At 50.3% G+C, this 14,459-nt stretch carries 14 protein-coding genes; 2 read left to right on the top strand and 12 right to left on the bottom strand.

The annotated features are described in order from the left end of the window. Both tgt and C5O24_RS05480 read left to right on the top strand, forming a co-directional pair. On the top strand, positions 1–944 hold a 944-nt coding region (gene tgt, locus C5O24_RS05485), incomplete at its 5' end, for a tRNA guanosine(34) transglycosylase Tgt (protein WP_107681558.1). After that, on the top strand, positions 941–2,023 hold the full coding sequence (locus tag C5O24_RS05480; RefSeq protein WP_107034769.1) for an LptF/LptG family permease: 1,083 nt from the start codon (positions 941–943) through the stop codon (positions 2,021–2,023). The genes tgt and C5O24_RS05480, both read left to right, overlap by 4 nt. On the opposite strand, the gene C5O24_RS05475 is transcribed toward C5O24_RS05480, so the two are convergent. From C5O24_RS05475 to C5O24_RS05420, 12 genes are all read right to left on the bottom strand, one after another. Continuing rightward, the gene (locus tag C5O24_RS05475; protein ID WP_107034770.1) at positions 2,015–2,248 is read right to left on the bottom strand and encodes a hypothetical protein; all 234 of its coding nucleotides are present in this window, start codon (positions 2,246–2,248) and stop codon (positions 2,015–2,017) included. The two genes, C5O24_RS05480 and C5O24_RS05475, sit on opposite strands and share 9 nt — an antisense overlap. After that, positions 2,238–3,047, bottom strand: coding sequence for a DUF4296 domain-containing protein (locus C5O24_RS05470; RefSeq protein WP_107034771.1), 810 nt, complete (start codon positions 3,045–3,047; stop codon positions 2,238–2,240). Before C5O24_RS05470 ends, C5O24_RS05475 begins: the two co-directional genes overlap by 11 nt. After that, the gene (locus C5O24_RS05465) at positions 3,047–3,691 is read right to left on the bottom strand and encodes a lipoprotein signal peptidase (RefSeq protein WP_107034772.1); all 645 of its coding nucleotides are present in this window, start codon (positions 3,689–3,691) and stop codon (positions 3,047–3,049) included. Before C5O24_RS05465 ends, C5O24_RS05470 begins: the two co-directional genes overlap by 1 nt. A gap of 9 nt (positions 3,692–3,700) precedes the next feature. After that, positions 3,701–4,081, bottom strand: coding sequence for a TraR/DksA family transcriptional regulator (locus C5O24_RS05460; RefSeq protein WP_107034773.1), 381 nt, complete (start codon positions 4,079–4,081; stop codon positions 3,701–3,703). 8 nt (positions 4,082–4,089) lie between these two features. Next, entirely contained in the window at positions 4,090–7,512 is a 3,423-nt protein-coding gene (ileS, locus tag C5O24_RS05455; RefSeq protein WP_107034774.1) for an isoleucine--tRNA ligase, read from the bottom strand. A 67-nt stretch (positions 7,513–7,579) separates the two neighbouring features. Beyond that, positions 7,580–8,158, bottom strand: a complete 579-nt coding sequence (locus C5O24_RS05450) for a phosphatase PAP2 family protein (RefSeq protein ID WP_107034775.1) — start codon at positions 8,156–8,158, stop codon at positions 7,580–7,582. Continuing rightward, positions 8,155–9,114, bottom strand: a complete 960-nt coding sequence (locus tag C5O24_RS05445) for an SH3 domain-containing C40 family peptidase (RefSeq protein WP_107034776.1) — start codon at positions 9,112–9,114, stop codon at positions 8,155–8,157. Before C5O24_RS05445 ends, C5O24_RS05450 begins: the two co-directional genes overlap by 4 nt. A gap of 5 nt (positions 9,115–9,119) precedes the next feature. Further along, the gene (gene glmM / locus C5O24_RS05440) at positions 9,120–10,511 is read right to left on the bottom strand and encodes a phosphoglucosamine mutase (RefSeq protein ID WP_107034777.1); all 1,392 of its coding nucleotides are present in this window, start codon (positions 10,509–10,511) and stop codon (positions 9,120–9,122) included. 47 nt (positions 10,512–10,558) lie between these two features. Next, positions 10,559–11,137, bottom strand: a complete 579-nt coding sequence (locus tag C5O24_RS05435) for a DUF4827 family protein (RefSeq protein ID WP_107034778.1) — start codon at positions 11,135–11,137, stop codon at positions 10,559–10,561. A 46-nt stretch (positions 11,138–11,183) separates the two neighbouring features. Further along, entirely contained in the window at positions 11,184–12,221 is a 1,038-nt protein-coding gene (locus C5O24_RS05430) for a DHH family phosphoesterase (RefSeq protein WP_107034779.1), read from the bottom strand. Positions 12,222–12,425: 204 nt separating this feature from the next. Continuing rightward, a complete protein-coding gene (gene prfH / locus C5O24_RS05425) occupies positions 12,426–13,037 on the bottom strand; it encodes a peptide chain release factor H (protein ID WP_107681557.1) in 612 nt (203 codons plus the stop codon). 11 nt (positions 13,038–13,048) lie between these two features. Continuing rightward, positions 13,049–14,248, bottom strand: coding sequence for an RtcB family protein (locus tag C5O24_RS05420; RefSeq protein WP_107681555.1), 1,200 nt, complete (start codon positions 14,246–14,248; stop codon positions 13,049–13,051). Positions 14,249–14,459: the final 211 nt, after the last annotated feature.

Raw genomic sequence — 14,459 nt, 5'->3', positions numbered from 1 at the left:
ATTTATACCTCAGGCCAGGCACAGAAATATTGCATCAGGCCGGAGGACTCCATAGATTCATGGGATGGGAGCGCCCGATTCTGACCGACAGCGGCGGATTTCAGGTGTTCTCGCTTGCTGCAAACCGTAAACTCAAGGAAGAAGGAGCATGGTTCCGATCGCACATAGACGGATCCAAGCACCTCTTCACTCCCGAAAAAGTTGTCGACATACAACGCATCATAGGATCCGACATAATGATGGCTCTCGACGAATGCCCTCCTGGCACAGCCGATTATGACTACGCCTATCATTCACTGCAGCTCACACAACGCTGGCTAAAAAGAGGATGGGACAGATTTAAGGCCACAGAAGGACTCTACGGATTCAGCCAGACATTCTTCCCTATCGTACAGGGATGCACGTATCCCGAACTCCGACGCGAATCGGCCAAATTCGTAGCTGATCTCGGCGCAGAGGGCAATGCCATTGGCGGCCTCGCCGTCGGCGAACCTACCGAAGTGATGTACGACATGATAGAGGTAGTCAACGAGATACTTCCGGCCGACAAACCAAGATATCTGATGGGAGTCGGGACACCGGCCAATATGCTTGAAGCCATCGATCGCGGAGTGGATATGATGGACTGCGTGATGCCCACCCGCAACGGACGCAACGGTATGCTGTTCACAATGAACGGCATACTCAATATGCGAAACCTTAAATGGGCTAACGATTTCTCGCCGCTCGACCCCGATGGGACAAGCTTCGTAGATCATGCATACTCACGGGCCTATGTAAGGCATCTGTTTGTCAGTCAGGAGCTGCTCGCACTCCAGATCGGAGCCATCCACAACCTCTGCTTCTATCTCCACCTTATGGATGAAGCGCGCCGTCATATCATAGAGGGAGATTTCAGCCAGTGGAAACGAGCCATCATACCCCAACTGACCCACCGCTTATGACACATTTCCGACTCAAGATACTCGACCGATATATCATAGGGAAGTTTCTGGGCACCTATGTGTTTGCCATCGTGCTGATCCTGGCCATCACGATCATGTTCGACGTCAACGAAAAGCTCGATTCATTCCTGAAAGCCCCGCTCAAAGCCACTATATTCGACTACTTTCTGAACTTTCTGCCATATTTCGCCAACCAGTTCAGCCCCCTGTTCACATTCATCGCAGTCATATTCTTCACCTCGAAACTCGCCGACAACTCAGAGATCATCGCCATCCTGTCGTCAGGCATGAGCTTCAGGCGACTTCTTCGACCTTACATGATATCCGCTGCGGTCATTGCCTGCCTGACCTTCGTCCTCAGCGCCTACGTCATACCGCCTGCTAATGTAAAACGCATCGACTACACCAACACCTATGTCAAGAACAAGCGCGTAGACTACGGATCAAACATACAGCTTCAGGTCAGTAACGGAGTGATAGCCTACATCAACCGATACGACAACAACAACAGCACCGGCTACCGATTCTCGCTCGAAAAATTCGAAAACAAGAAGCTTGTATCGCGCCTCACTGCACAGACAATACGCTACGATACACTTCACCGGTGGGTGGCACGCGATTACATGATACGCGACTTCAAGGGCACACGCGAAGAAATCAGAAGAGGGACACGGCTCGACACCATAATACCGATCGAACCACGTGACTTCCTGATCTCAAAAAATGATCATGAAACAATGACCACACCCGATCTGGCGGAATACATCGCACACCAGAAGATGAGAGGCGTGGCCAATATCAAAGGATTTGAGATCGAATACCACAAACGGTTTGCCATGACTGCCGCAGCTTTCATACTTACTGTTATCGGCATGGCACTGTCATCGCGCAAAGTCAAAGGAGGAATGGGCATCAACATAGGCATCGGACTTGTGCTCAGCTTCAGCTATATCCTGTTCATGACCGTGACATCCACATTTGCCATATCGGGAATGACATCACCTCTGATAGCGATGTGGATACCCAACATCATTTATACAATAATAGCAGTAGTACTGTATCGTAGAGCCTCACATTGATTCGAAGCTCAACCGTATGGCCACACGTCCGTAATGGTCAGTAAATTCCGACAGCACTACCCTGCCGTTGACAAACTCCACTCCGCTCTCTTCGCCTTCGAAGGGGCGGAGTGTTATTTTACCCGACTCATCGATGACCGCTATATGCATTGAGTAGCGCCCGGCAGATGTCACAATCTCATGAGCCATTATTTTCAGCGGCCCACCGACAATCCTATCGGCCATATTTACCGGAATAACACTTCTGACCTGTAGCCACCGACGAAGCCCCTCTGAAATCGCTACGCATTCTGACAAGACTTATCGAATCGACAAATGCCACTTCATCACCGCTGTCATAGCGCAGATAGCCATATACGTCCGTCGCGGTCTTGTCTTTGTCAAGTGCAAGACGAATGCGTTTCCAGCCGTCACCATCAGTGCTTATAGTATTATAATCCTTGCTTCCGTCCTGATATTGAGCCGCGACAGCGATCTCTGTCGGTCCGGCAGAACCAGTGATCCTTGCCGACAACACATAGACATCACCCTTTTCCCAATTACGGTCAAGTGGCATGTCGAACTCTATTATATCGCTCGGCATAGCCGGACCAAACTGACGGAAACGCATACCAGGCCAAACATCCACCGAATCACCGTCGAGCACAAGCGACCGCATCGTAGTCGATTCGCCTTTGGCTCCGGCAAGCGTTCTGGTTCTGGCTATATCACGGTCTATCATCTCGATCGCCTGATCATACACCTCCACATATTTTTCCATATTGAACGCATACCAGCGCATCGAACTGTCCACCTCGGCCTGACTCACGCCATTGCGCAGATATATGGCCTGCCGCAGCACATCTTTGGCCGAATCCGTTCGCAGATCATTGCCTGATGACTCCGCTACGCTTTCGGCTATATTCATATCGGCAATGATCCTTGCCATTTTCTTTTCAGGAAGTATGCCCGACGGACGCGAAGAACAAGCCGCTACACCCATAAGCATAGCGGCTCCTATAGTTATAAGTAGTCCCTTTCGCATTACCGGCTTGTTTGGTCTTCCACCGCAGGTTCGTCAGAATGACTGCCCGACAGATGCTTCGTATAGAACAGAATTATCACCACCATGCCGACAGATATAGCAGCATCGGCCAGATTGAACACCGGCTGGAAAAAGAGAAAATTCTCACCACCGACCCATGGCATCCACTCGGGCCAGTCGAAACTGAACAACGGGAAGTAGAACATATCCACTACCTTGCCGTATAACAGAGGAGCATATCCGCCTCCATCGGGCATCATGACAGCCACCGCCGGCGGCATCGGATCATTGAACAGCACTCCGTAGAATACACAATCGATTATATTTCCCGCCGCACCGGCTGTCACCAGCGCCAGACACGCTATGAATCCGTAACCGACATCAGTCCTGCGACAGAAACGCACTATTACCCAGCACAACGCTGTCACAGCCACGATTCTGAAAAGCGTAAGAAACAGCTTCGAACCCATCTGCATGCCGAAAGCCATCCCGTCGTTCTCCACAAACACGAGTCTGAACCATTCAGCGATCCGCAATTCTTCTCCCAGATAAAAATGAGTTTTGACCCAAATCTTTATGAACTGGTCGAGAATTATCGTCGCAAGGATGATCGCTGCGGCAGCCTGTCCCTTTGTAATCTTCATCAGCCCCGATTATTTCTTACCGTTGATCTTTACATCGATACACAGCGTGGCATGAGGCACCGCCATAAGACGCTCCTTCGGGATAAGCTTGCCGGTTTCACGGCATATTCCATACGTCTTGTTCTCGATCCTCACCAATGCGGCCTGAAGATGCTGTATGAACTTCATCTGACGCTGTGCCAGTCGACCGGCCTCTTCCTTGTTAAGGACAGCCGCTCCCTCTTCAAGCACCTTGAAAGTAGGCGATGTATCGGCCGTGTCGTTGCCGCCGGTATTCGTGAGATCCGCACGAAGCATCTCATAGTCGCGTTGCGCTTTTGCAAGTTTTTCGAGGATCAGCGATTTGAATTCCTGCAATTCCTCATCGGTATATCTTGTTTTTTCCGACATGATTAGATTTATTTTGAAAGGGTAATTCTTACTTTTACATCGGTTCCGTCTATATCAAGCACCTCGGTCAGTTCATCGTCAGCCACCTCACCGACCTCGAGAGTGTCGGCAAGCACCTGACGCGATATATAGTCGGCATAGCCCGCCACAGCATCATCGGTCAGCTGACTCGCTGCAAACACGATATTGATCCGATCCGTGATCTGATAATCGCGGCTCTTGCGCAGATTCTGAACACGGTTCACAATCTCACGCGCCACACCTTCCTGACGCAGCGACGGAGTGACGGTAATATCAAGAGCCACTGTCACATTACCCTCATTCGCCACAAGCCAGCCGGGGATATCCTCCGATATGATCTCCACATCGGCAGCATCCACGCTCGCCTCAGTGCCGTCGATCATCAGAGTGATCTTTCCATCGCGCTCAAGACACGAGATTTCCTGCTGTCCGAGCGCCTGAATGGCTGCAGCCACCTGCTTCATCTGCTTGCCGAATTTCGGGCCGAGCTTCTTGAAGTCGGGCTTGACACGCTTCACCAGTATGCTTTGGTCGTCATCACCTACTATTTCAAGCTCTTTTACATTTACCTCGCTCAATATCAAACCCTTTATCGCCTCAAGAGCCTTACACTGACGATCGTCAACTGCCGGCACGAGTATCTTCTGAAGCGGCTGCCTTACTTTTATCTCGGCCTTGCGACGCAATGCCAGCACCATTGAGGTGACAGTCTGTGCAAGATGCATTCGATCCTCAAGCTCTTTATCGATCATCGCAAGATCCGCCTCCGGGAACAGTTCCAAATGCACCGACCGGTCTGACCTGTTCAGGTCACGATACAGCCTGTCGGCAAAGAACGGCGATACAGGAGCCATCAGCTTAGCCACCGTCACCAGACACTTGTACAGCGTCTGATAGGCTGCGAGTTTGTCGGCATTCATTTCGCCACCCCAGAAACGCTTGCGGTTAAGACGAACATACCAGTTGGAGAGATTGTCGCATACAAATTCGCTTATAGCGCGGGCAGCTTTGGTCGGTTCGTAGTCCTCAAGCGCCTCCTCTACCTCCTTCACGAGCGAGTTGAGCAACGACAATATCCAGCGGTCGATCTCCGGAAGAGATTTCATGTCGACGGCCGGCTCCGCACCGGTAAATCCATCGACATTTGCATACAATGCAAAGAACGAATACGTGTTGTACAGGGTTGAGAACAGTTTTCTCGACACCTCCTGCACCCCGGCCTCGTCAAACTTCAGATTGTCCCACGGCGAAGAATTGGATATCATGTACCAGCGCAGCGGATCCGATCCGAATTTCTCGATCGCATCAAACGGATTGACCGCATTACCAAGACGCTTTGACATTTTATTTCCGTCTTTGTCAAGAACCAGACCGTTGGATATGACTGCCTTATAGGCTCGATCACCGAACACCATACCGGCTATGGCATGGAGCGTGAAGAACCATCCACGAGTCTGGTCGACACCCTCAGCAATGAAATCGGCCGGGAAAAGATCGCCACGGTCAAACGCTTCCTTGTTTTCAAACGGATAATGGATCTGCGCGTAAGGCATGGATCCGGAGTCAAACCATACGTCGATTAGGTCACTCTCACGCTTCATCGGCTTTCCGGTCGGACTTACAAGCACGATATCATCGACATACGGACGATGCAAGTCTATCAGCTCATAGTTCTCTTTTGTGAAGACACCCGGCACGAATCCACGATCCTTGTAAGGATTTGACTTCATAACTCCTGCACTGACAGCCTTCTCTATCTCGTCATAAAGCATGGCTACGCTGTCGACACACAGCTCTTCGCTGCCATCTTCAGTGCGCCATATAGGCAGAGGCGTACCCCAGTATCTGCTTCGCGACAGATTCCAGTCCTGCAGATTCTCCAGCCATTTGCCAAAACGTCCGCTGCCGGTCGACTGAGGTTTCCATTTTATATCGCCATTCAGCTCCATCAGCTTTTCCCTCGCGGCCGTAGTGCGGATAAACCAGCTGTCGAGAGGATAATACAGCACCGGCTTGTCCGTTCGCCAGCAGTGAGGATAGCTGTGGCTATGCTTCTCTATCCTGAACGCGAGTCCCTGCTGCTTGAGCATCATGCAGATAGCCACATCAAGCGTTTCAGCATCAGGCGCAAGTGCGGGATCATACGCATTTTTTACATATCGTCCGGCCCACGGTCTATAGGCCTCCACATCGACATTGCTCTTGACATATTCCGGATCAATATCTTCTATCCGGAAAAACCGACCCGTCAGGTCCACCATCGGACGGATATTCCCGTCACGATCCACAAGAGTCAGAGGCGGCACGCCGTTCTGCCGAGACACACGAAGGTCGTCAGCGCCAAATGTGCCGGCTATATGCACTATGCCCGTACCGTCATCTGTGGTCACGTAATCGCCTGGGATCACCCTGAAAGCGCCCTCGCCCGGATTCATCCACTTGATAAGCTGATCGTAACGCATGCCCACAAGCGAATTGCCATCGCAGGAACCGACTATCTCATAAGGCACCACCTTGTCGCCCTTGACATAGGAGTCAAGCGGCTGACCGGCACCCTTGGGATTCAATACCGATCCGACCAGCGCATCAGCACACACAACCGTCACCTTCTCTCCCGAATATGGGTTGAATGTGCGTATGATATCATATCTTATCGACGGACCTACCGCCAGCGCCGTATTCGAAGGAAGAGTCCACGGAGTTGTGGTCCATGCCAGGAAATAGGGTTCACCCCATCCCTGGAGATTTTCAGGAGCGTCAATTATCTTGAACTGGGCTATGCAGGTGGTGTCCTTTACATCGCGGTAACATCCGGGCTGATTCAGTTCATGCGAACTAAGTCCGGTGCCTGCCGCCGGCGAATACGGCTGTATGGTATAACCCTTGTAAAGATATCCCTTGTCGTATAGCTGGCGGAGAAGCCACCATACGCTTTCTATATATCGGTTGTCGTATGTGATATACGGATCGTTCATGTCCACCCAATATCCCATACGGTCTGTGAGCGTCTCCCATTCGCGGGTGTATTTCATCACTTCCGAACGGCAGGCGGCGTTGTAATCGTCCACACTTATTTTCTTGCCGATATCCTCTTTGGTGATACCCAGATTCTTTTCCACGCCAAGCTCCACCGGCAGACCGTGAGTGTCCCATCCGGCCTTACGCTTCACATGAAAACCTTTCATGGTCTTGTAACGGCAGAAAATATCCTTGATCGTACGAGCCATCACGTGATGGATGCCCGGCATACCGTTGGCCGACGGCGGCCCCTCGTAAAACACAAAAGAAGGAGATCCCTCGCGCTCCTTTATGCTTTGCCCGAACAGCCCCTGACGGGTCCAGTCGTCGAGCATCTCTTTATTTATTCCCGACAGATTGAAACTGTCATATTCCTTGAATTTATTATACATCGCGAATGTTGTCTTAAATCAAGTTGCAAAGTTACGATTATTTGATCAACAATCAACTCTTTTGCTTTCAGAAAATGAGATTTACCGCAGCCGCCACCGACTTTCCGTCAGATCCCACAGCCGGAAGCGCAGTCACGGTAATACGACTTTTATCCCAACCAAACAGACGCCGCTCCAAAGGCAGTAGGAGATAGGCCAGTCTGGCCGACACAAATCCTGTCACAGCCCCTCCGACCACATCGCCGAAACGATGACGATGATGGTGGATCCGCAGAGCGCCAACTCCGGCCGCCCAAAGATAGGCACCCGCTCCCCAGCCCCAGCCATACTCGCTTCTGATGATTTCGGCACCGACAGTGGCACGCGCCATGTGTCCCGACGGAAACGAATGATTGTCTGTGCCGTCAGGCCGACGCGACCGGATGGTATGCTTCATTGTCTGCACAAGTATTTCATCAATAGCGACAGCTGTTACAGTCACTGCCAAACGTTCTCTGAACGTGTGACGCGCGTCGACGCCCGCAACACCGATAGCTGGAGCGGCTATTAGCGGCACGACCTGTCCGACATCATCGAGAAAATAGCTACGCGCATCAGCTGCAAAAACCGTAACTGCGAGCAGCAGGCTCAAAAGAATACGTTTCATTCAAAATACCATTTATGATTCTTTACGAGAGTAATGCCGGGCGTCATCTCACTGCCAAGAATACGGCGAACTTTCACAACTTTGCGGGGCACATAATCAGCCTCGCCGGGATATATGCTACCATACCCAACACGACCCGAAGAATGGATATAACGACCGCCACCGATATGGATAGCCACATGTGTTATGCGGATGCCGTCGCTCCCAGCAAAAAAAAGCAGGTCAGCGGCACGCCACTCTGTCGGATCGTCAATTGCGACATCTCGTCCGGTAAGAGCCTGCTGCGAAGCGTCGCGCCGCAATATCAGCCCCGACTGCCAATAAGCAGCCTTGACCAGACCGGAGCAATCCGGTCCCTTGGAAGTCATGCCACCCCACACATACGGAGAACCGACCATAGCCATGGCTGCCGACAGCACTGCCGACCCATCAGGCGTTGCCGATGACCAAGCAGCGAAATCCTCGACCGACTGTCTTTCGACATATCCTTCGGCTCTGCCACCCGGCATACCGACCCGAACAAACTGTCCGCCGTCATCCGACAATCGCTCCACGATATCCCCCTCGACCAGCTCGGCAACACGGTGTCCTGTCATAAGCGAATCAGCCCATACACCGATGGTGCCCGGAGAGGTCACGATCATACGGCTTGACCTGCGCCACTTCGACATGAGGCTATCGTTGAGCAAAGTGACATTGGCTCTGTTTATATAGCCACGGTAACCGTCGGGCAGCTCTACACCATACCAATCGCCGACACGTTCACCCATCTTCACGGGCGTACCGCATATAGCCTGAGTGGTCTGTTCCGACGCATGCGATGGCTTTGCCCTCACACAGGCCACGGATATATCGACAAGCCCCCACCGACTATCGTCGGCAGGGGTTTTATTCTGACCCGACACCCCGACGACAATCGATGTCACCGCCGCAAGCGTCATCAGGTATTTTCTCATCGCAATCAGTGCTTTGTCATTTCAGTTATGACATCTTTGATCTGCTGTCCGAGCTGCTCGGCCTCCTGCATCGTATGCGCCTCGGAATAGATTCGTATGATCGGCTCCGTATTGGATTTGCGCAAATGCACCCAACTGTCGGCGAAATCTATCTTCACGCCGTCGACATCGGTAATCTTTTCGCTGGCATAGTGCTTCTTTACCTCCTCGAGGATAGCGTCTACATTGATTTCAGGAGTAAGCTCTATCTTGTTTTTGGCTATGGCGTAAGCCGGATAAGTCTTTTTGAGTTCACTCACCTTCTTGCCGCTCTTGGCCAGAAGCGACAGGAAGAGAGCCACACCGACCAAAGCGTCACGTCCGTAATGCGATGCCGGATATATCACACCGCCATTACCTTCGCCACCGATCACGGCACCGGTTTCTTTCATCTTCGTGGTGACATTCACCTCGCCAACCGCCGATGCCGCATATTGGCAACCATGAGCCGCGGTGATGTCGCGGAGCGCACGCGAAGAGCTGAGATTTGACACAGTTGCGCCGGGTGTGTGCGACAGCACATAGTCTGCGACAGCCACCAGAGTATATTCCTCCACGAACATATCGCCGTTCTCCATCACTATCGCCAGACGATCCACGTCGGGATCAACCACAAATCCCACATCGGCCTTTCCGTCACGCATCAGACTTGATATCTGGGTGAGATTTTCAGGAATAGGCTCCGGAGTATGCGAGAAGCGACCGGTCACCTCACAGTTGAGTTCTATTATATTTTTCACGCCAAGCGCCCTGAGCAGCTGCGGTATGACAGTACCTCCCACAGAGTTGACTGCATCCACCGCCACTGTGAAATTGGCTTTGGATATAGCATCGGTATCCACCAGATCTAGAGCAAGCACCTTTTCGATATGCTTGCGGTCGTATGTCGTATTGACCAGTTCATGGCCGAGATCCATCACGTCGCAGAACGTATAGGCATCGGCCTCTGCCGCAGCAAGCACCTCCTTGCCCTGTGCATCATTGAGAAACTCGCCGTTTTCGTTCAGAAGTTTAAGCGCGTTCCACTGCATGGGATTGTGGCTTGCGGTTATTATAATACCGCCACAGGCATTCTCTTCAGTGACAGCGATCTCTGTAGTCGGAGTAGATGCCAGGCCGATATTGACCACATCAAATCCCATGCCGCAAAGTGTGGCTACAACAATGCCGCTCACCATTTCTCCGGAGACTCTTGCATCGCGTCCAACGACAATAAGATTGGTGTTTTTGGTTGTATTACGTCTTATGAACGTTGCATAAGCGGCCGTAAACTTGACGATATCAAGCGGAGACAGACCTTCGCCCGGAGCACCGCCGATAGTGCCACGTATTCCGGAAATCGACTTTATTAATGACATGATTGGTTATTGTGTTAAGTGTATATATTCAGACTATGGAATATTTGTCAGATCTGGCTCTTATAAAACCTGATATGATACAGATACGGCTGCACGGATGATATCTCTGATGTCCAGCCATACTGCGACTTGACCACCAGACGCACCTCACTGTTGAGTGGCAGATACTGAAGCGGCATCTGTATGGCCATTCCCCACGCCGATGACGATTCAAGTGTGAAATTCTGATAACGGAACGACATATTGCCACCCTCTACATAATCGCTGTTGCCCTCACCCGGCATTGTGTTGACGCCATCGTAATTGATAAGGTTATAACGCATAAACCGGAAATATATCAGCTGGTCGGACTGCGCCATCTCGCCGTCACCCTTCTTCACCACCTGCATGAACACATTGCCGTCGTTGTCAAGGCGGTAGTAAGGAGCGTCCTCGCCGGTGATGAAATCATTATCTTCAGGCAGAGTCGTTTCGATCGTCTGGTCGGCAAGATATAAGTTCACAGCCTTGTTCTCTTCTTCAAGAAGCTCGGCATAGCTCTTGTCATCATCGCACGCGGTCAGTACTGCTGCAAATGCAGTCAAGGCAGCCACAGCCAACCACGAAATTCTGTTAGATATATTCATTTCTGTTTGTTATTGTATCTGTTTATTATTAATTCTATGTACGCCATCATGCCGGATCGAGATGCTTGTCAAAATCATCAAGCGCACCCATGATCTTTTCGAGAGCCGCCGCTGCCGTACCGGTAAACTCTCCGCCGGCAGCATTCAGATGGCCGCCTCCGCCAAACAGACGTTCACACACGAGATTGACCGGAAAACGTCCTTTGCTTCGCATCGAAACCTTCACAAAATCAGCCTCATCCTGACGCAGATACACGCTCCACGTCACTCCCGGCACCGCCAGAGGCCTGTTGACAAGTCCCTCGGTGTCGCCTTTTACGTATGAAAACTCGTTAAGTTCCTTACGGTCAAGGATTATAACAGCAAGCTGATGATCTGGAAAGATCTGCATCTTGCGATACAATGCATAGCCGTTGATCCTCAGCGATTCGGCCCGATGTGTATTCCATGCGAGCGTGTACACCTCATCCTTGTCCAGTCCCTTTGCAAGCAACAATGATATTATCGAGTACAAGTCGGGATCATTGGAGTTATATGAAAAATTGCCAGTATCCGTAAGCATACCCGTGTAAATGCATGTTGCGGATTCCTCGTCCAGCAGATCATACAAGCCTGCTTGCCATAAGATATGAAACAAAAGAGCACACGTCGACGACTGTTCCGGTCGTGAAATTGTCAGATCAGCGAAATCGTCGGGATTCAGATGATGGTCTATCAGTATTTTGGCCGCCTCGCAGCGCTCTATCATCGGAGCCAGACGGTCAATGCGCTTCAGCGAATTGAAGTCAAGACACACTATAGTGTCTGCATCGGCCAGCATACGCCTCACTCTTTCAGGATAGCGCGATGCGATCACGATCTCCTGAAATCCGGGCAGAAAATCGAGTGTGGAAGCCGGAGTGTCGGGCGTTACCACAACTGCCGATTTGCCCATCCGGCGCAATATATGGCACAATCCGAGCGACGACCCCAGAGCATCACCGTCGGGAGTCATGTGGCAGGTTATCACAAATTGCGACCCTTCGGTTACGAATTTTGTGAACTGCTCTATATCCGGTATGTCAATCGAGCGCTGTAATTCCATATCTGGGCTGAAATTTTTGCAAAGTTAATGTTTTTTGTCGAAGTCATGCACCGACGACATATATTTGGACACCCGTTTAACAATTTTTCTCTCCCTGCACAGAATATATTCTCGTCAATATCTCACGCCGGCATGATTATCGTTTTTGTTGTTTCACTGCACGATACTGACATCGCGTTTAATATTGCAATATCTGCCACGACATCACAATGCCCCTGAGAATTTTTTGACCGGATTGCCGCGTCCCAGACTGTCGTGATTGCTCCATTGGCGCGAATGCGATTCGGCAATGGATCTGTCATTTAGCTGACGGAGTTTCAGCAACAGTCTTTCGCAGGCGAGCTTTTTGTTTTGCGACTGAGAGCGTTCATCTGAACATTTGACTGATAGTCCTGATGGAGTATGAATTGCACGGACTGCTGTTTCAACTTTATTGACGTTCTGACCTCCTTTGCAACTGGAACGGCATGTTTCGTAAACTATGTCCACCTCATCAATCTGCGGTAGTTCGACTTCATCGAAAAAATTGACACCGACAAACCAGTTGCTACGCTTGTGTCCCGGACGATATGGATTTTTGGTAGAGCGCCAAAGAATCGTGCCCTGCCAATCTTCTACAATGGAGTGAGGGACTGCTTCCTCAGTGGCAAATGTCATTGACATGAAACAGCCATACTCCATATTGTGAGGTTCGTAATCTGCAAGTTGGAGCGACGGAATGACTTTGAGCAATTCACGTGACACGAGCGTGACGACTCTTGCACATTCCACCGGACCACGCCCTGCTGTGATCTGTATATAGTATTTTACTCGCATAGACTCTTTTATCATTCTCCGTTGTCTTTGATGTTTAATTTAGGTATAATCATGCATACGACATCGACTGTCGGACTGATAAGCTCAAGTATTTCCTCTGTGGGTTTGTATGCCATGGGAGATTCGTCCAGTGTGCCTGTACATACAGATGATGAATAGATACCTGTCATTGAATTTTCATATTCGCCAATTGATATCAGTTTTCTGGCTTGAGCCCGACTCATAATGCGCCCGGCACCATGTGGAGCACTTTTCAACCACAATTCATTCCCCTTTCCTACACAGATAGCAATTCCGTCGCGCATGTTGAACGGTATTGCCATCTTTCTACCCTCGGTGGCGTCAATCGCACCTTTGCGCAGCATCGGGCGCTCGTCGGTTACAGATATATAATTGTGGGTAGTAAAGATGGATTCGATACACTTCGCCTTACACAACTTTTTGAGTATCGCGAAAATACGCTCACTGATTATCTGATGGTTATACAACGCATATGCCTGAGCTACAATCATATCGGACAGATAACCACGTAGAGCATCACCCCAAAGATAACCGATGTATTTGGATCTTTTGGGACTCTGTGCGATATTCCGCCAATGATTGGCAACCTTGACTCCAAGATTTCGCGACCCGCAATGGATCGTCAGCCATCCGACTCCTGATTCGGATTCTTCACCATACTCAATGAAATGGTTACCGCCGCCAAGTGTGCCAAGGCTTTTGTAGAACACACCTTCCTGAAGTTTTACACGACGACAGAAGTCGGCGATGAATCGTGCGTCGATGCGGGGAGTCTCATTTATTAGATCTGGAGCAGCCGAGCGTGCCTTCTGATATTGCGAGTTAAGAAACCGGCACAGCTCTTTCTCATTTAGAGAATTCTTCTTGCAAATCTCGGCTCCGGCAGGAATTGCCTCGCGGATGCGATGATCAAGCAGAGGGTAATCCTCCGGATTGACATTGCACGATAGTCTATGCATCGAAATGGTGCAGCCTATATCGACGCCGACATGATCGGGATTTACATACACTCCTATGGGATAGGCTGTGCCTACATTGCACAAACTTCCGGCGTGAACATCAGGCATTTGCACAATTGGCACACCCTCCATAGCCGGGTGATCACAAAGTCCTGTAATCCAGTCAAGAGCCGCCTGCTCTATATTTTCAGTGAAAACTTCAGCCGATGTAGAATTACCTATAATTTTCATGTCTTTTTTGCGCAAAGTTGCGACACCGGTGCGCAATGAATTTGCGCAGACATTTATTCCTTTAACCAATCCCGCAAAATTTCAGAACTTTCTAACCGATTTTGGACAGAATGTCAGATCATTTTTTTATAAGTAACTCGCAAAAATTAGCTGCGAGTGATTTTTGAGATTTGTTCGAGTGGTTTTTGCTTGAAGACGAGGGCGTGTAGCG

Source organism: Paramuribaculum intestinale (assembly GCF_003024925.1).
In the GTDB taxonomy this organism is placed as follows: domain Bacteria; phylum Bacteroidota; class Bacteroidia; order Bacteroidales; family Muribaculaceae; genus Paramuribaculum; species Paramuribaculum intestinale.
The sequence above is the reverse complement of the archived record's forward strand: the minus strand, read 5'-3'. Positions and strand labels throughout refer to the sequence as shown.

Excerpts from the sequence above, each read along its gene's own strand:
- C5O24_RS05480 (WP_107034769.1), top strand. The coding sequence starts at position 941 with ATGACACATTTCCGACTCAAGATACTCGACCGATATATCATAGGGAAG.
- C5O24_RS05475 (WP_107034770.1), bottom strand. The coding sequence starts at position 2,248 with ATGGCCGATAGGATTGTCGGTGGGCCGCTGAAAATAATGGCTCATGAG.
- C5O24_RS05470 (WP_107034771.1), bottom strand. The coding sequence starts at position 3,047 with ATGCGAAAGGGACTACTTATAACTATAGGAGCCGCTATGCTTATGGGT.
- C5O24_RS05465 (WP_107034772.1), bottom strand. The coding sequence starts at position 3,691 with ATGAAGATTACAAAGGGACAGGCTGCCGCAGCGATCATCCTTGCGACG.
- C5O24_RS05460 (WP_107034773.1), bottom strand. The coding sequence starts at position 4,081 with ATGTCGGAAAAAACAAGATATACCGATGAGGAATTGCAGGAATTCAAA.
- ileS (WP_107034774.1), bottom strand. The coding sequence starts at position 7,512 with ATGTATAATAAATTCAAGGAATATGACAGTTTCAATCTGTCGGGAATA.
- C5O24_RS05450 (WP_107034775.1), bottom strand. The coding sequence starts at position 8,158 with ATGAAACGTATTCTTTTGAGCCTGCTGCTCGCAGTTACGGTTTTTGCA.
- C5O24_RS05445 (WP_107034776.1), bottom strand. The coding sequence starts at position 9,114 with ATGAGAAAATACCTGATGACGCTTGCGGCGGTGACATCGATTGTCGTC.
- glmM (WP_107034777.1), bottom strand. The coding sequence starts at position 10,511 with ATGTCATTAATAAAGTCGATTTCCGGAATACGTGGCACTATCGGCGGT.
- C5O24_RS05435 (WP_107034778.1), bottom strand. The coding sequence starts at position 11,137 with ATGAATATATCTAACAGAATTTCGTGGTTGGCTGTGGCTGCCTTGACT.
- C5O24_RS05430 (WP_107034779.1), bottom strand. The coding sequence starts at position 12,221 with ATGGAATTACAGCGCTCGATTGACATACCGGATATAGAGCAGTTCACA.
- prfH (WP_107681557.1), bottom strand. The coding sequence starts at position 13,037 with ATGCGAGTAAAATACTATATACAGATCACAGCAGGGCGTGGTCCGGTG.
- C5O24_RS05420 (WP_107681555.1), bottom strand. The coding sequence starts at position 14,248 with ATGAAAATTATAGGTAATTCTACATCGGCTGAAGTTTTCACTGAAAAT.